Origin of the sequence: Streptomyces sp. NPDC050423, assembly GCF_040655445.1 — a bacterium.
Classification (GTDB): domain Bacteria; phylum Actinomycetota; class Actinomycetes; order Streptomycetales; family Streptomycetaceae; genus Streptomyces.
In genome coordinates this window covers 81,476-100,494 of record NZ_JBFAJY010000003.1, presented here as the reverse complement: position 1 = coordinate 100,494, position 19,019 = coordinate 81,476, and the positions used below count along the sequence as shown (strand labels likewise).

Sequence of the window (19,019 nt, the reverse complement as noted above, 5' to 3'; positions counted from 1 at the left end):
TTATCGACAGGGGCACCAACCCATGACGCGGTCCCCGGGGTGCGTTCACACCGTGGCCATCCTTCGCCCGTCCCTTGTTCGGCGGCGGCTGCGAGCCTCGGGCCGTCCGCAACTCTGACGCAAGGAGTCCACGTGTACGCAGGCACCGCAACCGCCTCCGTCGCTGCCGCCGCGCTGCTGGGCGCCGGCACGTTCCTCTTGTCGAACACCGGCACACCGGTCACGGACACCACCGCGGCCGGGCACACCGTGGCGGGGACCCACGCCGCCACCGCCCGGCGCACGGCAGCGGCCACCGGTTCCGGGGTCCGGACGGCGGGCGACCCCGCCCCGGCCCGGACCGGCGGCCCGCTCGTCATCGCCCACCGGGGCGCGTCGGTCCACGCCCCCGAGAACACCCTGGCGGCCGTGGACAAGGCCGACGAGCTCGGCTTCGACTGGGTGGAGAACGACGTCCAGTTGACCAAGGACGGCGTACTCGTCGTCATCCACGACACCGATCTGAAGCGGACCACCGACGCCGAGAAGGTCTTCCCGGACCGCGCGCCGTGGGCGGTCAAGGACTTCACGGCGGCCGAGATCGCCCGGCTGGACGCGGGCAGCTGGTTCGGGCCGCAGTACGCCGGCACCCGGGTGCCCACGCTCCGGCAGTACCTGGACCGGATCGGGCACAACCGCCAGAACCTGCTCCTGGAGATCAAGAGCCCCGAGATCTACCCGGGGATCGAGCAGGCGACCCTGCGAGTGCTGAACCAGGAGGGGTGGCTCGACAGCGGGCATGTCCGCGACCGCCTCGTGATCCAGAGCTTCGGCGCGGACAGTGTGCGCAAGGTGCACGAGCAGCGCCCGGACGTCGTCACGGGCTTCCTGGGCACCCCGGCCGTCGCCGAGCTGCCCGAGTACGCCGAGTTCGCCGACCAGATCAACCCGGCGTACACCTCGGTTTCGGGCGACTACGTGGCGGCGGTGCACGCGCTGAAGGGGCCGCACCACAAGACGCTCCGGGTCAACACGTGGACAGTCAACGACGCGGCGCACGCGCGCCAGGTGTCCGGCTACGGCGTGGACGGCATCATCACCAACACGCCGGACGTGGTGCGCACGGCCACCGGGGTGCGTGAGGCCGTCGGGGCAGGCAAGGCCGTCGGGGTGCGTGAGGCCGTCGGCTGACCGTCCCGGGACCGCCGTCGCGGCCGGCCGGCGACCGTTGATGCTCCTATTGGTGGTCAAGCGGTCTGGAGTCGGTCGCGGTATGCGTGGGCGAGGTTGTCGAGTCGGCGGATTCCGCGTTTCACGTCGGAGATTCTGGTCGGCCACACGCCGAGGTGTCGTGCGGCGGCGGTGAGCGTGATGTTCTTGGACTGCCGCGGGGGACGTAGGTCCGCGATCCCGGGAGCGTTGGGGGTTGCCGCCTGCTGTGATCAGCAGGTGCGCGGCGGTGTCGGGGCCGGCTCCGTAGGCGGCTCGCAGGCCGGGGTTGTCGGCGGTGACGACGGTGTCGATGGCCTGGGTGAGGGCCTCGTGTTCGGCGGTCAGCTCCTTGACGTGTCGGGCGAGGGTTTTGAGCGCGGTCAGGACCGCGACGTGGACTGCGTCTCCGGTCGGCCGTATCCGGGCCGGGGCATCGGCGCGGTCCTTGATTTCAGCGGGCCGTACTTGCCGCGGATGGCTTCGGGGGCGGTGATGAGGGTGCTGCCGGTCTGGTTGAGTGCGGCGGTGCGGGCTTTCACCGCGGAGCGGGCGGCGTCGTGCGGGGCGTGTATGCCGGTGACGGTGTCGTTCTTCAGTGCGCTGGAGGCCCGTCCGGACAGTGCGGCGCGGGCCGCGGTGTAGGCGTCGATGGGGTCGGACTTGCCGGTCCGGCGGCGCTCGGCCCGGTCCGGCCGGCTGGCCTCGATGACCCGGTGTCCGGCTGAGCAGGCGGCACGAGTGAAGCCGGCCCCGTAGGAGGAGGTGCCTTCCACACCGATCGCCATCACGTGGCCGTGGGCGTGGATGAACGCCAGTGCGGCGGCGTATCCGGCGGTGGTGGTGGTGAACTCGGCGTCGGCGAGGTGGCCGCCGTTGTCGCTGATGACAGCGATGTGGAGGGTGTCGGTATGGGAGTCGACGCCGGCGAACACGTTCTGGGTGGTGACTCCGATGCCTTCCCGGGCCGCTGCTGCCATGCTGGTGAACGCCTTCCTGACTGGAGGTGGCGTCGGCCGGGTGGCTCGGACAGGACATTGAAGGGGCTTCTGACCGAGCTCCTGTCAGGTCATGATCCGCCCGGCCGAAGCCTTGGGAAGCAGCTCCCGGAGGTCGGGCAGAACAACGCGAAGACAGCCCAGCAGGGCGTCAGTCAGTGGCTGAGCCACGACCACCGGAAGCTGCTTACGCGCATCAATGTCAGTGGCCGGCCGTACGGTGGTTGCCATGAACAGCAACGGGGTTGTCGAGTGGGCCGTCGTGGAGAGCGACATCGGCCCGCTGCTGCTGGCCGCGACGGACGCCGGGCTGGTGAGCGTGGTCTTCCACGCGCGTCCGGCGGTACGGGACAGGGCGCTGGCCCGGTTGCGCGACCGGCTCGGCGCGGAGCCGGTCGAATCACCCGGCTCCGTCCGGCTGGCCGAGCCGATACGCCAGTTCGCGGCGTACTTCGCGGGCACGCTGCGGGATTTCTCCCTCGATCTGGACTGGTCGCTGACGAGCGGCTTCAACCGTCAGGTGCTCCGTGAGCTGTCGGCGGGCGTGCCGTACGGCGCTGTCGCCGGTTACGGGGAGCTCGCCGAGCGGGTCGGGCAGCCCGGGGCGGCCCAGGCGGTCGGAGCGGCCATGGGGTCCAATCCGCTGCCGGTCGTGGTGCCCTGCCACCGGGTGGTGGAGCGCGACGGCGGGATCGGCGGCTTCGGCGGCGGGCTTGAGACGAAGCGGCGGCTGCTGGCGCTGGAGGGCGTGCTGCCCTCACCGCTGTTCTGACCGCCCCACCGCTGGCACACTGCGTCGGTGACCAACACCCTCGACGCATCCGACACCCCCGGCGAGCCCGCTTCCACCGGGCGGGTCACCGCGGCCGACCTCCCCGGGCTCCGGCGCAGGACGACAGGTGTCCTCGTCGCCGGCCAGATACTCGGCGGCCTCGGCGTGCCCGTCGGCATCACCCTGGCCCCCGTACTGGCGACACAGGTCAGCGGCTCCGAGGCGCTGTCGGGCCTCGCGCCCACCGCGTCGGTGACCGGCACCGCCCTGCTGTCGTTGCCGCTGGCCGCGCTGATGACCTCGCGCGGCCGCCGCCCCGGCCTCGTACTGGCGTATCTGATCGGTGCGCTCGGCGCCGGCCTCGTGGTGCTGGCCACCGTGGTGGAGAGCTTCCCCCTGCTGCTCCTCGGCATGGCCGCATTCGGCGCGGGCTCCTCCGCCAATCTGCAGGCACGGTTCGCCGCGGCGGATCTGGCCGAGCCCGAGCGGCGCGGCCGGGCGATCTCGACCGTCATCTGGGCCACCACCATCGGCTCGGTGCTCGGGCCCAATATCGCGGCTCCGGCGGGCCGGGTCTTCCGCGGCACCGCCGTGTCCGAGACGGCCGGGCCGTTCGTCTGGGCGGCCGGCATCTTCCTCCTCGCCGCACTCGTGGTCGCGGCGCTGCTGCGGCCCGACCCGCTGCTCACGGCGCGCGCGCTGGCCCCGCAGGAGAACGCGTCGGCCGGGAGCCGTTCGCTGCGTGCGGGCATCGCAGCCGTGCGGGCTTCGCCGATGGCCCGGCTGGCGCTGGTGACCGTGACCGTCTCGCACACCGCGATGGTCTCGATCATGGTGATGACCCCGGTCGCCCTCGGCCACCACGGCGCGGACCTCCAGCTGATCGGCCTGGTGATCAGCGGCCACATCGCGGGGATGTACGCGTTCTCGCCGGTGATGGGCTGGCTGTCGGACCGCTTCGGCCGGCTCACGGTCATCGGCCTGGCGGTCGGGCTGCTCTCCCTGGCCGCGCTGCTGGCGGGGACCGCGGGCGCCGCTCACGGCAGGACCGCGGCCGGCCTGTTCGTGCTCGGGCTCGGCTGGTCCGCGGGGCTGGTCGCCGGTTCGGCGCTGCTCACCGACTCCGTACCGCAGCCCGCCCGCGCCGCCGTGCAGGGCCTGTCGGACCTGACCATGAACGCGTCGGCGGGCATCGGCGGCGCGGTCGCCGGGGTCATCGTCTCCCAAGCGAGCTACGGCTGGCTGAACCTCACCGGCGCGTGTCTGCTGCTGCCGATGGCCGCGCTGGCGCTGCGCCGGTCCCTCACCCGCCCCTCCCCGGCCTGAGCCGGGCGGGGCGCGCCCCTCAGGGGCTTCAGAGGCTGATGTGGTAGGCCTTGCGCAGCGTCTCGTGCACGGTCCACGTCGTACGGTCGCCCTCGCGCAGCACGCAGGCGTCGCCCGGTCCGATCTCCAGCGTCGCGCCGCCCTCGACCGCCACGGTCGCGCGCCCGCTGACGACCACGAACAGCTCGTTGGCCTCGGTGTCCGTGACCACTCCGGGCGTGATCTGCCAGATCCCGCGCAGCTGCTTGCCGTCGGCCGACTCCCACAGCACCTTGCCGGTGACCTGCGGATCACCCGACACGATCTGTGCGGGATCGAGCGGTTCCGGTTCGAGCACGGCGTCCGGGATGTGCACGGCGAAAGAGGCGGGAACTTGATCAATTGCGGTCATGGGCGGTCACTCTAGCGACCGCTCCGGAGCGTCCGGCAGGGCCCCGGCCGAGTCCGCGAAGCGTCCGGCCCGGTCTCGCCCAGGGCAGCGCTACCTCCGCGGGCCCGGGGCGGCGGAGCCGACCGCGGCGAGCCAGGCGTCGGCGATCAGCCGGTGCCCGAGACGGCTCGGGTGGACGCCGTCAGGGGCCAGCTCCGCCGGCTCCCGGTCCCGTGCCGCGCGGGTCACGACGAGGTCGGCGCGGACCACCTGGGCTCCGTTGTTCCGGGCCGCCCGCAGAACGGCGTCGGTACGGGGGGACAGGTCATCGAACCAGCTCTCCTGGTCCGGCCCGGCCGGGAGCAGGAACGGGGTGATGACGACGAGCCGTGCGGACAGCTCGCGCGCCGTGTCCGCGAGCAGCCGGTCGAGGCACGCCTCGAACACGTCGACCGGGCTGAGCAGTCCCCGGTCGTAGCGCCGCCAGGTGTCGTTGATGCCGATCTTGACCGTGACCACGGTGGGCCGGTGGTCGATGACATCGGTGGTCCAGCGGGTTTCGAGGTCGTACACGCGGTTGCCGTTGATCCCCTTGTTGATGACGCGGGGTCCGGGCCCACGGTCCGCGCGGTCGCGCAGGGTCCGCGCGATCTCGCGGACGTAACCCGTGCCGAGCGACGCGGAATCCGTACGGTCGCGGCCCGCGTCGGTGATGGAGTCACCGATGAACAGAAGCGTGTCGTCGTTCTTGATGTGCATGTCTGCCGTCCTGACGTCGGGGGCGCTGGAACGTCCCTGGTGACCTGCGGGAGTTCGGTCGGCTACGGGCGGCCGGCGGAGGTTCGGCCCGCGCATCCCCTCAGTGTCGCGGCCTCCCGCGCCAGCACCGCGGGGTCGTCGCCCGGCACGAACTCCAGGAGCGCCTCGACACCCCGGCCGTCCAACAGGCCGAGGGCGGCCGCCCACAGGTCCGAACGGTCCGCCAGCGGCAGCCGGTTGTTGCCCGGCCACCACGAGAACGCGTGCACGGCGCAGACCCGGCCGGCGAGCGACGCGAGCCCCGCCAGCGCCTCTTCACGAGGTGTGTCGAGCGGCGGCTGCCAGTACGTGCGGACGTTGTCCGCGTCCACCTCGTCCAGCAGCCGGGCGGTCGAGGCGACGGTGTCGGTGAGCGTTCCCCCGTGGAACTCGGGGGCGAGCAGCAGCCCGTGGTCCGCGGCGATCCGTGCCGCCTCCCGCAGACAGCTCACGGTCTCGTGCCGCTCATCGGGCAGGGCGGACCGCGATCCGGTCGCGCCCGCCCACACCCGTATCCGCGGCGCCCCGAGAAGCACCGCGGCGCGGGCGACGGCAGGGAACCCGGCCAGTTCGCCCGGGGTGGCGCGGAAGTACGAGCCGTACGAACAACAGGCCAGCCCGTACCGGTCGGTGGCCTCACGGACCGCGCCGACGGTGCCGGGCTCTCCCGGGGGCGCGTGCACGTCCGCCCCCCACTCGATCACCTCCAGGCCCGCGTCCGCGGCGCGGCGCGCGACCTCGGCGGCGGGCATCCTGCGGAAGGTGACCGAGCACAGGCCCGGCCTGAGCCTTCCCGCTTCCGGGCCGGCCGGGGGTCGGAGCGGGGCACGGCCCGCCGCGTTCCGGCTGCTCTCCTCGGTCATGACACTGCCTTCCTGCGGTCGGGCCTTCGGGCGCTCTCGTGCGGTCCGCCCGGACGGGGCGGGCGGACCGGGCCGGCTGGGCGGTGCCCCGTCACCGCGGTCGCTCAGGCGGCGTTCGGACCCACGTCCGCCGCCGTGAGGGGGTGCCGGAGCACGGGAGCCGTCGCGTACTCGTCGGCGCCGATGTCCCGTACGCTGCCGCGCTGGTCGCCGTCGATGTCATCGGCGACGGCGGCGCTGCTCAGCGTCGCGGCGCCGATCGCCGGGCTGCCCGACGACAGCCGCAGCACACCGTCCGTGCCCTGGCTGAGCAGCGGGTCGGCCCGGGTGAAGCCCCCGGAGGGGATGTTGCCGTCTCCGGCCGCGCCCCACAGCAGGTTGGTCTGCCAGGTGAAGCCGGAGGTGGCTCCCATCGCGACGAGGCTGCCCGAGTCGCCGACCAGCAGGTTGTCGGCGACGGTCACGTCCTGCGGCTCGTACGTCCGGGTCTCGCCCGAGAGCATGCCGGTGTTGTTGATGAGGGAGTTGTGCACGATCACCGCGCGGTCGCAGGCGTCGTTGCCCCGCCGCTCGTCCTCCGTCTCACCGGTGTTGTGGTCGCGGGTGGTGCCGCTGCCGATCACCAGGGCCCTCCCGGACAGCCCGCTGAGGTAGTTGTTGACGATTCTGTGGTCGTTGCCGTAGACGCGTACCCCGTCCGTGCCTCCGATCAGGTGGTTGCTCTCCACCACGGAGCGGTTGCCGTGGCGCAGCACGATGCCGCCGCGGCTGTCGCGGATGGTGTTGTACCGGATGGTGTTGTCCGAGGACTTCACCGAGATGGCCTCGGGGTCGCCGTCACAGCGCTCGAACAGGTTGTACTCCACGACCGCGTGGGCGCCGGACAGTGCCCGGCTGCTGACGCCGAGGCGGATGGGCTCGCCTCCGTTGGCCCCGGTGAAGCTGTGGTCGGAGAAGTGGTTGCGGAAGATGTGCAGGTTCTGGGCCATGGCGGTCGGTCCGGAGCCGTCGACGACGATGAAGATGCCCGCGGTGGTCTTGTCGTGGAAGTGGTTCCGGTCGATCTTCGTGTCGTCCGCCCGCACGACGAGCCAGTACGGGTCGCCGGTGTCCGCGAGCTGGAAGTCGTTGCGGGTCAGCCGGATCGCCGAGCAGTTCGCGGGGATCTCCATCGTGGTGCTCTGCCGGAAGGAGAAGCCGCTGATGGTGATGTTGCTCGAACCGCTGAGCACGAAGCCGCGTTCGCCGCGCAGCACGGCGCCGCCGCGGCTCTTCGAGACGATGGTGATCTGCGCGGCGGCGGTGCCGTTCTTGCCGGTGATGTTGATCGCGCTGCCCGACGGGACCGTGTAGGTGCCGTCGGCGACGACGATCCGGTCACCGGGCGCGGCGCTGTTGATGGCGCTCTGGAGCTGGGCCAGGGTGGCGACCGGGATGTCGGCCGCCGACGCGCTCCCCGACAGCGAGGTGGTGAGCGGTACGGCGGCGAGTGCGGCCACCGCTGTGCTCCGGAGGAACGTGCGTCGTTGCATGGTGTCTCCTGCGTCGAAGTGGGCGGGTGCGCTCAGCGGGCCAGGGGGCCGACATCGGCCGGGGTCAGGGGTCCGCGCCTCGGTGTCCTGCGGGAGTGTTCGTCCGCGCCCACGTCCCGGGCCCGGCCGCGCGGCTGCCCGTCGATGTCGTGGGTGACGGGCGGCCACCGGAGGGTGCCCGCGTCGATCGCCGGGCTGTCGGCGGCCGGCCGTGCGATGCCGTGCGGGTCCTTCTCCAGCCTCGGGTCGACGCGGGTGCCGCCACCGGCGGGGATGTTGCCGTCGGCGGCGGCGCCCCACAGCAGGTTGCCCGACCAGGTGAAGCGCACGGTGTTCGCCATGTCGACAAGCCGGCCCGTGTCCGCGACGAGCAGGTTGTCGGCGACGGTGACGTCCCGCGGCTCGTGCGGGCGCTGGCTCTCGCCGGAGAGCGTGCCGTTGTTGTCGACCAGGGTGTTGTACGCGACGAGGAGCCGGTCGGGGGCGTCGTTGCCGCGGCGCGACTCGGGCGTCTCGCCGGGCAGGTGGTCGCGCTCGGAACCGCTGCCGATCACCAGGGCGCGCCCCGACAGGCCGGCGAGGTAGTTGTTGACGATCACATGGTCGTTGCCGTAGATCCGCACGCCTTCCTGGCCGTCGACGAGGTGGTTGCCCTCGACCCGGTTGCGGTTGCCGTGCCGCAGGACGATGCCGCCCAGGCTGTCGCGGATGGTGTTGTACCGGATGGTGTTGTCCGAGCTCTTCACCGAGATCGCCTCGGGGTCCCCGTCGGCGCGCTCGAACAGGTTGTACTCCACGACCGCGTGGGCTCCGGACAGTGCCCGGGGGCTGACGCCGAGCCGGATCGGCTCGCCGCCGTTGGAACCGGCGAAGGTGTGGTCGGAGAAGTAGTTGCGGTACACGTGGACGCGCTGGGCCATCTCGTCCGTGCCCGCGCCCTCGATGCCGAGGTAGATGCCGAGCGTGCTCTTGCCGTGGAAGTGGTTGTGGTCGACGGTGCTGTCGTCCGCGCGCACCATCAGCCAGTGCAGGCCCTCGATGTCGGCCAGTTGGAAGTCGTTGCGGGTGAGCCTGATGTGCGAGCAGTCCGGGGGGATGTCCAGGGTGCTGCTCTGGCGGAAGGAGAAGCCGCTGAGGGTGATGTGGCTGGACGCCTCCAGGAGGAAGCTGTGTTCGCCCTCCAGGACGACACCGCCCGGGGTCCGGGCGGCGATGGTCACGGGTGCCCGCTCGGTGCCCCGCTTGTTCCGGATGGTGAGGGGGCTGTCCGGCGGGACGCTGTAGGTTCCGTCGGCGACGACGATCCGGTCGCCGGGCCGCGCCCGGTCGATCGCGGCCTGGAGCTCGGCCGGTGTGCGCACGGCCGCCGGGACCGTGGCCGCGCTCGCGGCCGGCGCCGCGGCGACGGGGACGGCGGCCAGCGCCGCTCCTGCCGCGGTGCTCGTGAGGAACGTGCGGCGTTGCATGGTGCCTCCGTGAGTGTGTGTGGTGGACGGAGCCTGTTCCGGCTTCCGGTCGGCCGACGGCCGGAACAGCTGTCGGCCGGGTCAGCCGTCGGCCGGGTCGTCCGGGGTGTCGAGGAACAGTTCGATGACGGGGACGGGGGTGTCGGGGCGGCGGACCGGGATCTGGAGCGTGAGCGTTCCGGCGGGCCGGCCGCCCATCTCGGTGTTGACCGCGGGCCGGTCCGGGTCGATGTGGACCGGGATGATCTCGGACGCGTCGTTCAGCAGCTGGGCGTACCGCACCCGGCCGGCGAGGCCCGGCAGGTGCAGGTGGCGCAGTGGCCAGGCGAACAGGTGGACGTAGAGCCGGTCGCCGCGCTGGGTGTACCGGCATTCGGCGGGGGGTGTGTACGGGGACGGGCCGCAGCCCTGGACCGACCGCTCGTGCAGCTCCGTCCAGCGGCCGATCTCGCCGAGGATCGCGCAATCGCGCGGGTCGAGGTCGCCGCGGCCGGTGGGGCCCACGTTGAGCAGCAGGTTGCCGCCCTTGGACACCCCGTCGACGAGCATGCGGATCAGCAGGTCGGCGCTCTTGTGGTCGAGGTTGTCGCGGTCGTAGCCCCAGCTTCCGTTGAGCGTCTGGCAGGCCTCCCAGAGCACGGGACGCCCGTTCTCGGTCATCGGGCCGGAGGGCTGGTACTGCTCGGGGGTCACGAAGTCCCCGGGAAGGCCGGTCCGGTCGTTGACGAGGACGTGCGGCTGGAGTTCCCGGATCGTCTCCAGGAGCTTCGGGGAATCCCAGTCGTCGGGGCCCTTGCCTCCCCACCAGGTGCGCCCGGCGTAGGAGAAGTCGAAGAACAGGTAGTCGACGCGTCCGAACGACGTCAGCAGTTCACGGACCTGGCCGTGCAGATAGCGCTGGTAGTCGCGGATGTCGCGGTCCGCGTTGGCGGCCTTGAACTCCTCGTCGTCGCGCTGCGGGTGGGTGCCGTCCACCGGGAAGGACGGGTGGTGCCAGTCGATCAGCGAGTAGTAGAGGCCGACCTTGAGCCCTTCGGCGCGGCACGCCTCGACGAACGGGGCGACGAGGTCGCGGCCGTGCGGGGTGTTGGTGACCTTGTACTCGGTGAGGGCGCTGTCCCACAGGCAGAAGCCGTCGTGGTGCTTGGTGGTGAGGACGACGTAGCGCATGCCGGCCGCCTTGGCCGCCCTGGCCCACTGGACCGGGTCGTAGCGGTCGGGGTCGAAGTGGTCGAAGTAGACCTGGTACTGCTCGTCGGTCAGCTTCTCCCGGTTCTTGACCCACTCGTGCCGCGCGGCGAGGGAGTACAGCCCCCAGTGGACGAACATGCCGAACCGGGCGGCGGTGAACCAGGCCGTCTCCGGGGCTCCTTGGGGAGCCCGGTTGCCGGACGGGCCGGCCTGCGGGGTGTCGGGGCTCGTGGTCATGGGGGGATCGCTCCTTCTCTTCGGCGTCCGGTGGGTGCGCGGTGCGCGTCGGGGACGGTCGTACGGGGACGGTGGCCGGCGGACGGGTACGTCACGGTGGCGTGCGAGGGCGGGGCGCGGGGTCAGCCCTTCAGCGCGCCGGAGGACAGCCCGCTGACGAAGGAGCGCTGGAAGAACAGGAAGACGACCACGGAGGGCAGCAGGGCCAGCAGCGAGGCGGCCATCACCACTCCGGGGGTGACCGCGGGGTCGATCCGCAGGGTCCGCAGCGCCAGCGGGAGCGTGTACGAGGAGGAGTCGGTGGAGACGAGCAGCGGCAGCAGGTACTGGTCCCAGATCATGGTGAAGCCGAAGACCCCGATGACGCCGAGGGCGGGCTTGCACATCGGCAGGATGATCTGGGCGAAGATCCGCAAGTCTCCCGCGCCGTCGATGCGGGCGGCCTCTTCGAGTTCGCGCGGCACGTCCTTCATGAACTCGGTCATCACCAGGATGGAGAACCCCCAGGCACCCAGCGGGACGATCATTCCGGCCAGGGTGCCGATGAGGTTGAAGTGGATGACCGGCAGGTCGGAGAGGATCAGGGACAGCGGGAGCGCCAGGATCTCCTCGGGCAGCATCAGCGTCGCCAGGACGGCGACGAGCACCAGCGTCATCCCGGGGAAGACCTTCCTGGCCAGCGCGTACCCGGCGAGGACGGAGACGGCCACCTGGAGCAGCAGCCCGAAGCCGACCACGAAGAACGAGTTCAGCAGGTACGTGAGCACCCCCTGGTCGAAGGCGATCCTGAAGTTGTCCAGGGTGATGCCCGAGGGGATGACGCTCAGCTGTGTCGGGTCCTTGACGTGTCCGAAGGCGCTGACGAGCAGGGCCAGCAGGGGCCCCGCAAAGACGATCAGGACCAGCAGGTAGATGACAGCCCTCAGGATCCGTCCGCCGGCGCTCCGGCTCTCGGTCAGGCCCAGCGCGGTCTCGGTCTGCGCACTCACTTGCTCTCCCTCCGCCGCAGCAGTTGGACGACGACGGTAAGGATCAGCGTCGCGACGAACAGCAGGACCGCTCCCGCCGCTCCGACGCCGAGCCGGTTCTGCTCAAGCCCGAGCTTGTAGATGAGGGTCATGACGACCTCGGTGGAACCGTCGGGTCCGCCGTTGGTCAGCAGGAACACCTCGGTGAACACCCGAAGTCCGCGGATCGCGGCGAGGATGAACAGGATCGAGAACACCGACCGCAGTCCGGGCACCGTCACGTGCCACACCCGCTGCCGCCTGGACGCGCCGTCGACCTTCGCGGCCTCGTACAGACCGCGGTCCACGCTCGTCAGACCGGCGAGGATGATCATCATGTCGTAGGGGGCGCCCCGCCAGATGCCGGTGAGCATGATGGAGGCCATCGAGGTGTCGGGGTCGTTGATGAATCCCGACGGGCCCATCCCCACCAGGCCGAGGAGGGAGTTGAGCATGCCGTCCCCGGTCGGGTGGTACATGATCCGCCACAGTTCGGCGACGACCGCGATCGGCACCACCACCGGGAGGAACGCCGCGGAACGCACGACCTTGAGCCGACGGCTCTGCCCCTCCATCAGCAGGGCGAGGGCGAGGCCGAGCGCCATCGAGCCGGCCGTCTGCCCGGCGGCGAGGACGAGCGTGTGCCAGGCGGCCTCGCGGAATCCGTGGGACTGGAGCGCCGTGGCGTAGTTCTCGGTGCCGACCCACTTGTTTCCCAGGTAGGGCTGAACCTCCTGGAAGGACATGGTCAGCGCGTTCGCCATGGGGATGAACTTGAAGTACAGGAAGAGGAGCAGAGCGGGGGCGAGGAACAGCCAGGGCGTCCACCACCGGCCCGATCTGCGGCTGCGCCCCAGGAAACCGGTGGCCCCGCCGTCCTGGCGCCCCGTCTTGCGGGGGGAGGGTCCGGCCGCCGGAGGGGCGGCCGGTTCCGCCTGGTCGAGGCTCATGACGCGGCGATCCCCTGCTCCTTGAGGATGTCGGCGAGCTGCTTGTCGAGCTCACCCAGCTTGGCCTCGGTGTCGAGACCGCAGTCCGCCATGAGCGCGTTCACGGTGTCCGCCGTCGCCTGCCGCACCGGGGTCCAGTTCGGGATGGACGGCGCGTACCGCCCGGAGTCCTGGTACGCCTGGGCGTACGTCTTCCAGCGGGGGTCGGAACGCACCTGGGAGATGTCCACCGTCTTGTTGACGGGAAGCTGCACGATGTAGCCGCTGGCACCCTCCATCCCCGTCTTCTGGCCCTCGGCGGAGACGGCGTAGCCGGCGAAGGCGTCCTGGCCGGCCTGGTTGTCGGAGCCGGCCATCAGGTAGACGGAGCCGCCCTCGGCGAGGACGGTGGCGTCCTTCGGTCCCTTGGGCATCGGCACGACCTCGTACTTGTCCTTGCCGAGGGTCTCGTCGAAGCGGGGCAGCAGATACGGGCCTACGACGAACATGCCGGCCCGGCCCGCCTCGAACGACTCGTTCGTCGGCGGGGTGTCCATGGTCACGGCACCGGGCTGGACGGCCTTGGCCTTGCAGCCCAGGTCGCGGAACCACTGCATGGCCTCGACCGATGCCTTCGTGGTCATCGCCGGCTTGTACGTGCCCTTCCCGGTCTCGGTGATGAAGTCGCCGCCCGCGGCCCAGAGGAAGTTGGAGAAGTACCAGGAGGCGTAGCCGCGCTTGGTGGACAGCGGGGCGGCGAGGCCGGCGGTGTTCTGCTTGCCGTCGCCGTCGGGGTCCCGGTTGGTGAAGGCCTCGGCCATCGTGGCGAAGTCGTCCCAGTTCCGCGGGACGTCGAGCTTCAGCCTCTGCCGCCAGTCCTTGCGGATGAGCAGCGCGGACGCCTGCGCCGAGTACGGCAGTCCGTACTGCTTGCCGTCCACGCCTTTCCCGGAGTCCAGCCCCTGGCCGACGATCTGCCCGCTGTCCTTGATCTTGTCCAGGTCGATCTCCCGGAGCAGGCCCTGGCTGTGCATGGCTCCGAGCTGCGTCACGTCGTTCATGACGATGTCGGGGAGGTTCTTCTGGGCGGCCCGCTGCTGCAGCTTGGTCTCGAAGTCGTCGAAGATGGCCGTGACCTTGACCTTGTAGCCCGTGGCCTTCTCGAAGCCGGTGGCTACCTTGAGCGCGCCCTGCTCCCCCGGTCCGCCCGGTGTCGTCCTGGTCCACAGCTCCAGGGTCGCCTTGGGATTCTGCTTGGCATCCACTCCCGCAGGCCCGGATGAACAGCTGGTGAGGACCAGTGCCGAAGCGAGGACACCCGCACCGATCCAACGCGATCTCTGCATCACAACTCCCGTTTTCGCCGCCTCACAGTTGGCCTGGAAAGCGCTTTCTGGGACCGTAACGGGGTCGGAATCAGCGGTCAATAGTCCGATGAATACAAAAAGTTTCCACCGACCGGCACACCCTTCCACCGAACCCCTCTCGGGCGCGGCCCCGGCAATCCGGAACGCGCGAGGCAGGCACCACCTCCATAAATCGCCTGATAGCTGACCAGTTCAGCTATCCGCACGAATGACCACCTCCATCCGCCCGGGTGTGGATCATGACAGCCGTCACCCGGGCTACGAGGACTGGACATCCGAGCTGTACGCGAGGACATTCCAGTGATCCGATGTATCGTCCCTGCGAACCATCCGGCCTGAAGAGCAAACAGGCCACACCAATTCACGACACCCAGTCCGACATCCGCCCACAGACCCGAGCAGGGACCGACCGGCCGTCCGGCCGCCGGTCCAGCACCGGACAGGCCGAGGAGACAGACCCGACATGAACGAGCCGGCCACCGCACACACAGCCCTGCTGGTCATGGAGGAAGAACGCCGGGCGGACGTCTACCCGCCCGAGGTGCTGGCCGGGATCGGCCGGCTCGTCCACTGGCAGGGACCGCCCCTCACCCGGCAGGAGCTCGACGAGGACCCCGAGGTGCTGAGGGGCGTCGACATCCTGCTCACGGGCTGGGGTGCGCCCGTCCTCGACACCGCCTTCCTGTCGCACGCCCCCCGGCTGCGGGCCGTTCTCGTCGCGGCGGGGTCCGTCCGGCACCTGACCACGCCCGCCTTCTGGGAGCGCGGCATCCCGATCGTCTCCGCAGCCGCGGCCAACGCGGTCCCGGTCGCGGAGTTCACCCTCGCCCAGGTCCTCCTCGGGCTGAAGCAGGCACACCGCATCGCGCGGGAGGTCGCGAGCAGCCGCCGCTTCCCGAGCGATCCCGACGTACCGGGCGCCTACCGGTCACGGGTGGGCCTGCTGGGGCTCGGGCACATCGGCCGGCTCGTCGCCGGCCACCTCGCCCGCTTCGACGTCGAGGTCCTCGCCACCGATCCCGTCGCCTCCCCCGACGCCGCCCGGCAGGCGGGCGTCCGACTCGTCTCCGTCGAGGAACTCTTCGCCACCTGCCACGTCGTCAGCCTCCACGCACCGCTCCTGCCCGAGACCCGCGGCACGATCGGGGCGCGGCTGCTGAACTCCCTGGGACCCGGCGCGACGCTGATCAACACCGCGCGGGGCGCGCTGATCGACGAGACGGCCGCCGCTCAGGTCCTGCGTGCCAGGCCCGACCTCACCGCCGTGCTCGACGTAACGCATCCCGAGCCCCCGGCTCATGATTCGCCACTCTTCACCCTCCCCAACGTCGTCCTGACACCGCACCTCGGCGGCGCCCTGGGCGCCGAACGCCACCGCCTGGGAAAGCTCGTGCTCGACGAACTGCGCCGGTTCGCACAGGACCTGCCGCTCCGGCATGCCATCGATCCCGCCCGCGCGGCTTCGCTGGCCTGACGCCACCATGATCCGCCGACAAGGCTCCCTTCCTCGGGGGAATTCCGGTCGCGACGTCACGCGAGGCGGCCATGCTGTACCGAATGCCCGGGGCCGGGCAAGCCCGATCGGCACCCGATTCCGCAAGCGCGCAGCCCAGGGGCGTCACGTCAGCAAAACGTTAGTGAAACGCTAGTGAAACGTAAGTGCGAGGAGCGATAGTTCGGGGCAGGATACGGCCCTGGCCCGGAATGTTGCGCCGCATGTCCATTCGGTTGTTCATTCGGCCCGGCCGCCGCGTGAGCAAAGGAGCAGGCCATGAACCCGAAAGGGACAGAGGCCGAATTCCTCTCGGCTGTCGGCATTTTCACGCCTGCCGACGGACCCGCCGAGAATATGTGTGCACGGCCGGTCATCGCGGCTACCCGGAAATGCCACGGCGAATAGCAGGTCCCTGCTTTCCCGAAAGCGCCACCCACGGGCTCCGTAAGCCGGGGCAGCCGTACGCCCTCCCGGCTATCCGTCCCGTCGCAGCCCCGTCCAGGCGGGATGGCGCGGATCGTCGGCCCGGACGACCGCGTCGGCGCTCCCGGCGGGCGCCACCTCGTCCTCGTACCGCGCGAAAGCGGGCAGCGTCCACTGCTCCCCCTCCTCGGTGCGCCGCCGCAGCGCACCCGATGACAGCCGCAGGTGGACACTCAGGTCGAACGGGAACCAGTGCCCCAGCAGCAACGGCCCGTGCATCACCAGCACCCCGCCCTCCGGCAGGAGCCGGTACGGGCTCCTGGTGGCCCGGTCCGTCGCCGGATCCCAGAGATCGGGCAGCACCCGCCCGCTGCCGCCCGCCTCCAGCGGCCCGAACACCTCACGCCACAGCGCTCCGGTGTCGAACCAGCTGCCGTAGTACGAGTCGGGGTCCTGTCTGCCGTACTCGAACCGCAGACTGGCGGGCCGCAGGAACCCCGCGGTGGACACGGGGAGCACGCCCCGGCCGCGGAGCCGCAGCGCCTGTGCGACCGCCTCGGCCAGCTCGCCCGTCCGGGCGGCCGGGGCCCCGTCGACGGCGACCTTGAGCCAGGGCCCGCCGTCGGACGGCTTCAGCGCGTCGACGTGCGCGGCAAGGGCGTCCGCCAGCCGTTCCCAGGTGATCGCTTCATATCGCACGCATCCATCATCACCCCGCCGCCGCGAGGCCGGCCCCGCATCACCCGGGGCGGCGGGCGGGGCCCGTCGGCGGAGGTCCGCCCGATGGTCCGCCGCCAGCCGCACGACGCGCTCGGCGAGCGGGCCCCGGGCCGGCTCGATCGCGGCAGCGGCCTCGGCGAGGCGGGTGATGTCGGCGAACCAGTCACCGGTGGCGGTGCCCACCGCCCCGATGCGGGCGAAGCCGCGCTCCAGCAGGCCCCGGGCGGCCTGCGGCCGGCCGCGCAGCACCGCCTTCACCGCGGCGACCGCATTGGCGAGCGCGCCGGCGGCCCTCGACCAGTCGTCGCTGCGCGCCGCCGGATTGTCCTGGTCGTAGCCGGGCCGGCCGGCGCCGGACAGCGCGACGATCTCCAGGTCCAGCCGCCAGAAGAGGGGCAGCCGGTCGAAGTCGACGAAGAGCAGCCGCCTCTTGCCGGAGTTCCCCAGCTCGGGGTCGACCCGCAGGGAGGCGACGCCGCGAACCGTGCCGAGCAGATCCGGGACGGCGGCGACGCAGGCATCGAACCGCCCGTCGGGCACGGTCCACAGGAGGTCGATATCGCTGTACGCGTCGGCGGTCCCCCGCGCGGGCGAACCCCTCGGTTCGGCCCGCGAACCGGCGCAGTGGGAGCGGAGCGCGCACAGGAGCCCCTGCGCCAACGCGGCCCGGCGCGCCGGGTCGAGGCCCCCGGGTCCCTCTTCACTCACGGCCTGCCACCCCGTCGCCCCCGCCTCGTACGCTCTTCCTCATGGACCTCGCATTCGCCCGCACGTTCGCCGCGCGGTGGCAGGACGGGTGAGTGTCGACACCCTGGTGATCGACTACCGCAACCAGATCGGCGGCCGGGTCTACGAGGTGCTGACGTTCCGGGACGGACTGGTGATCGGCGGCCTGGGCGCTTACGGGGAGACGCTCGCCCGCTGACGGTCGGCACCCGCCGGCGATGGCCGGACGGGACGACAGGGGGCGGGCCTCAGCCCTGCTTCACTTCTTCCCGCCGCCCTTCCCGCCGCAGTCCACGGCGTCGGCGTCGTCGGAGAGTTCACTGCCCTTGGGCAGCAGATAGGTCACCCAGAGGACGACGGGCTCGGTCCCCAGATTGCGTCCGATGTGGCGGTGCTTGACGCCGGACGGCTCGATGAAGGACGTTCCGGCGGGTGTCACCTCGACCGAGCAGTCGTCCAGGGTGCGCGTCAGCGTCCCCTGCTCGACTACCGCGATCAGCTGACCGCGATGGGTGTGCCAGCCGGTGGAGCCGCCGGGCTCGACGGTGATCTTCCGGAAGGTGACGTCGGTACGGCCCTTCGGCGTCTTCACCTTCAGCTTGCCCGGCGATGTGCCCTCCGCGACGACGGTGCCGGCCACACCACTGCCCGGGGTGGCGACGGCCGCCGACGGCACGAAGCCGAGCGCCGCCACGCAGCCCCCGATGACGAGCGCCTTGCCCAGCCGCCCCCGGGAAGCCGGTTTGCCCGCCGGCTCTTGCCGTCCCGGCCGTGCCTGCTGTCTGCCAGACCTCATGGGCAACTCCTCTGCGTCAGTGTCACGGGCATCATCTGTCCCTGACATCCCAAATGCCCCGACGCTACCCAGGAGTCGGCGGCGCGAACCGTCCCGCCGCCGTCGTCATGCGCCGCGCAGCTCCGCGGCCAGCGGCCCCTCGCCCGACACCTCGATCCGCCCGTCCTTCACCGCCTCCGCGAACGTCGCCTCGCCGCGCCCCAGCGCGAGGCAGAGCTCGGCGTCGAGCGCGATGCGCGCATCGGCACGGGCGGCCGGACCGTCCCCGTAGACAGCGCTGCCGGACGCCCGCGCTCCCGTACGGACATGGAACTCGCCCTCGTCGAGGTGCACATCGAGCACCCCGTCACCGACCGGCCCGCCGGGTCCGTCCAGCGCGCGCAGCAGCGGGAGCGCGAACCAGTGCGCCCGGACCGCGTCCGTGGGCCGCCGCTCCGCGAGTGCCGGTGCGCCCCATTCGGCGAGTGCGGCGAGGACGGGCAGCAGTCCGTGACCGCGCTCGGTGAGTTCGTACACCGAGGCGGCGGCGGGCGGCGGCAGTCTGCGGCGGGTGGCCAGTCCACCCTGCTCCATGTCCTTGAGCCGGGAGGCGAGGACATCCGTGCTGACGCCGGGGAGGTCGGCGTGCAGATCGGTGTACCGGCGTGGACCGGCCAGCAGTTCACGGACGATCAGCAGGGTCCACCGGTCGCCGACGGCATCCAGCGCACGGGCGCCGGCACAGAACTGGTCGTAACTCCGGCGGCGGGCCGGTCGGGTCGCGGGCTGTTGCTGACGTGGCATACGACGCAGTCTAGACATGTTGTTGGACTTTC

18 protein-coding genes are annotated in these 19,019 nt (G+C 71.3%); 5 read left to right on the top strand and 13 right to left on the bottom strand.

The genetic code is table 11. The features are described from left to right. Positions 1–132 precede the first annotated feature (132 nt). A complete protein-coding gene (locus AB0I52_RS03395) occupies positions 133–1,170 on the top strand; it encodes a glycerophosphodiester phosphodiesterase family protein (protein ID WP_363068458.1) in 1,038 nt (345 codons plus the stop codon). 401 nt (positions 1,171–1,571) lie between these two features. Here the strand turns inward: AB0I52_RS03395 and AB0I52_RS03390 are convergent, their stop codons facing one another. Continuing rightward, entirely contained in the window at positions 1,572–2,168 is a 597-nt protein-coding gene (locus AB0I52_RS03390; protein ID WP_363068456.1) for a transposase, read from the bottom strand. A gap of 247 nt (positions 2,169–2,415) precedes the next feature. Here AB0I52_RS03390 and AB0I52_RS03385 point away from each other — a divergent pair, with 247 nt between their 5' ends. Both AB0I52_RS03385 and AB0I52_RS03380 read left to right on the top strand, forming a co-directional pair. Then, positions 2,416–2,958: a methylated-DNA--[protein]-cysteine S-methyltransferase gene (locus AB0I52_RS03385; protein ID WP_363068454.1), complete on the top strand. Its 543-nt coding sequence runs from the start codon at positions 2,416–2,418 to the stop codon at positions 2,956–2,958. A 27-nt stretch (positions 2,959–2,985) separates the two neighbouring features. Further along, positions 2,986–4,284 (top strand): MFS transporter, encoded by a 1,299-nt coding sequence (locus AB0I52_RS03380; protein ID WP_363068452.1) that lies wholly within the window; start codon positions 2,986–2,988, stop codon positions 4,282–4,284. Between the two features lie 28 nt (positions 4,285–4,312). On the opposite strand, the gene AB0I52_RS03375 is transcribed toward AB0I52_RS03380, so the two are convergent. From AB0I52_RS03375 to AB0I52_RS03335, 9 genes are all read right to left on the bottom strand, one after another. Beyond that, a complete protein-coding gene (locus tag AB0I52_RS03375; RefSeq protein WP_363068450.1) occupies positions 4,313–4,675 on the bottom strand; it encodes a cupin domain-containing protein in 363 nt (120 codons plus the stop codon). Between the two features lie 90 nt (positions 4,676–4,765). After that, positions 4,766–5,413, bottom strand: a complete 648-nt coding sequence (locus tag AB0I52_RS03370; protein WP_363068448.1) for an SGNH/GDSL hydrolase family protein — start codon at positions 5,411–5,413, stop codon at positions 4,766–4,768. Positions 5,414–5,475: 62 nt separating this feature from the next. Next, complete coding sequence (locus AB0I52_RS03365) at positions 5,476–6,204, bottom strand: TIM barrel protein (RefSeq protein ID WP_363068446.1); 729 nt, start codon at positions 6,202–6,204, stop codon at positions 5,476–5,478. A 215-nt stretch (positions 6,205–6,419) separates the two neighbouring features. Then, positions 6,420–7,847 carry a polysaccharide lyase 6 family protein gene (locus AB0I52_RS03360; RefSeq protein ID WP_363068445.1) on the bottom strand — a complete coding sequence of 476 codons (1,428 nt, stop codon included), beginning with the start codon at positions 7,845–7,847 and terminating at the stop codon, positions 6,420–6,422. A 32-nt stretch (positions 7,848–7,879) separates the two neighbouring features. Then, a complete protein-coding gene (locus AB0I52_RS03355) occupies positions 7,880–9,313 on the bottom strand; it encodes a polysaccharide lyase 6 family protein (protein ID WP_363068443.1) in 1,434 nt (477 codons plus the stop codon). Positions 9,314–9,394: 81 nt separating this feature from the next. Further along, positions 9,395–10,741, bottom strand: a complete 1,347-nt coding sequence (locus AB0I52_RS03350) for an alpha-L-fucosidase (protein WP_363068441.1) — start codon at positions 10,739–10,741, stop codon at positions 9,395–9,397. A gap of 122 nt (positions 10,742–10,863) precedes the next feature. After that, the gene (locus AB0I52_RS03345; protein ID WP_363068439.1) at positions 10,864–11,730 is read right to left on the bottom strand and encodes a carbohydrate ABC transporter permease; all 867 of its coding nucleotides are present in this window, start codon (positions 11,728–11,730) and stop codon (positions 10,864–10,866) included. Next, the gene (locus AB0I52_RS03340) at positions 11,727–12,698 is read right to left on the bottom strand and encodes a sugar ABC transporter permease (protein ID WP_363068437.1); all 972 of its coding nucleotides are present in this window, start codon (positions 12,696–12,698) and stop codon (positions 11,727–11,729) included. Before AB0I52_RS03340 ends, AB0I52_RS03345 begins: the two co-directional genes overlap by 4 nt. Next, positions 12,695–14,023 carry a sugar ABC transporter substrate-binding protein gene (locus AB0I52_RS03335; RefSeq protein WP_363068435.1) on the bottom strand — a complete coding sequence of 443 codons (1,329 nt, stop codon included), beginning with the start codon at positions 14,021–14,023 and terminating at the stop codon, positions 12,695–12,697. The genes AB0I52_RS03340 and AB0I52_RS03335 overlap by 4 nt, the downstream gene beginning before the upstream one ends. A 484-nt stretch (positions 14,024–14,507) precedes the next feature. Here AB0I52_RS03335 and AB0I52_RS03330 point away from each other — a divergent pair, with 484 nt between their 5' ends. Further along, on the top strand, positions 14,508–15,518 hold the full coding sequence (locus AB0I52_RS03330; protein ID WP_363068433.1) for a hydroxyacid dehydrogenase: 1,011 nt from the start codon (positions 14,508–14,510) through the stop codon (positions 15,516–15,518). 495 nt (positions 15,519–16,013) lie between these two features. Here the strand turns inward: AB0I52_RS03330 and AB0I52_RS03325 are convergent, their stop codons facing one another. Beyond that, complete coding sequence (locus AB0I52_RS03325; RefSeq protein WP_363068781.1) at positions 16,014–16,661, bottom strand: uridine kinase; 648 nt, start codon at positions 16,659–16,661, stop codon at positions 16,014–16,016. A gap of 817 nt (positions 16,662–17,478) precedes the next feature. Here AB0I52_RS03325 and AB0I52_RS03320 point away from each other — a divergent pair. Beyond that, positions 17,479–17,607 (top strand): hypothetical protein, encoded by a 129-nt coding sequence (locus AB0I52_RS03320; protein WP_363068431.1) that lies wholly within the window; start codon positions 17,479–17,481, stop codon positions 17,605–17,607. 60 nt (positions 17,608–17,667) lie between these two features. Here the strand turns inward: AB0I52_RS03320 and AB0I52_RS03315 are convergent, their stop codons facing one another. Both AB0I52_RS03315 and AB0I52_RS03310 read right to left on the bottom strand, forming a co-directional pair. Further along, positions 17,668–18,204 carry a cupin domain-containing protein gene (locus AB0I52_RS03315; protein WP_363068429.1) on the bottom strand — a complete coding sequence of 179 codons (537 nt, stop codon included), beginning with the start codon at positions 18,202–18,204 and terminating at the stop codon, positions 17,668–17,670. 105 nt (positions 18,205–18,309) lie between these two features. After that, a complete protein-coding gene (locus AB0I52_RS03310; RefSeq protein ID WP_363068427.1) occupies positions 18,310–18,987 on the bottom strand; it encodes a helix-turn-helix domain-containing protein in 678 nt (225 codons plus the stop codon). Positions 18,988–19,019: the final 32 nt, after the last annotated feature.

Bases quoted from the DNA above. Each gene is read 5' to 3' on its own strand.
- AB0I52_RS03390 (WP_363068456.1), bottom strand. From the start codon at position 2,168: ATGGCAGCAGCGGCCCGGGAAGGCATCGGAGTCACCACCCAGAACGTG.
- AB0I52_RS03385 (WP_363068454.1), top strand. From the start codon at position 2,416: ATGAACAGCAACGGGGTTGTCGAGTGGGCCGTCGTGGAGAGCGACATC.
- AB0I52_RS03375 (WP_363068450.1), bottom strand. From the start codon at position 4,675: ATGACCGCAATTGATCAAGTTCCCGCCTCTTTCGCCGTGCACATCCCG.
- AB0I52_RS03370 (WP_363068448.1), bottom strand. From the start codon at position 5,413: ATGCACATCAAGAACGACGACACGCTTCTGTTCATCGGTGACTCCATC.
- AB0I52_RS03365 (WP_363068446.1), bottom strand. From the start codon at position 6,204: ATGCCCGCCGCCGAGGTCGCGCGCCGCGCCGCGGACGCGGGCCTGGAG.
- AB0I52_RS03360 (WP_363068445.1), bottom strand. From the start codon at position 7,847: ATGCAACGACGCACGTTCCTCCGGAGCACAGCGGTGGCCGCACTCGCC.
- AB0I52_RS03355 (WP_363068443.1), bottom strand. From the start codon at position 9,313: ATGCAACGCCGCACGTTCCTCACGAGCACCGCGGCAGGAGCGGCGCTG.
- AB0I52_RS03350 (WP_363068441.1), bottom strand. From the start codon at position 10,741: ATGACCACGAGCCCCGACACCCCGCAGGCCGGCCCGTCCGGCAACCGG.
- AB0I52_RS03340 (WP_363068437.1), bottom strand. From the start codon at position 12,698: ATGAGCCTCGACCAGGCGGAACCGGCCGCCCCTCCGGCGGCCGGACCC.
- AB0I52_RS03335 (WP_363068435.1), bottom strand. From the start codon at position 14,023: ATGCAGAGATCGCGTTGGATCGGTGCGGGTGTCCTCGCTTCGGCACTG.
- AB0I52_RS03330 (WP_363068433.1), top strand. From the start codon at position 14,508: ATGAACGAGCCGGCCACCGCACACACAGCCCTGCTGGTCATGGAGGAA.
- AB0I52_RS03315 (WP_363068429.1), bottom strand. From the start codon at position 18,204: ATGAGGTCTGGCAGACAGCAGGCACGGCCGGGACGGCAAGAGCCGGCG.
- AB0I52_RS03310 (WP_363068427.1), bottom strand. From the start codon at position 18,987: ATGCCACGTCAGCAACAGCCCGCGACCCGACCGGCCCGCCGCCGGAGT.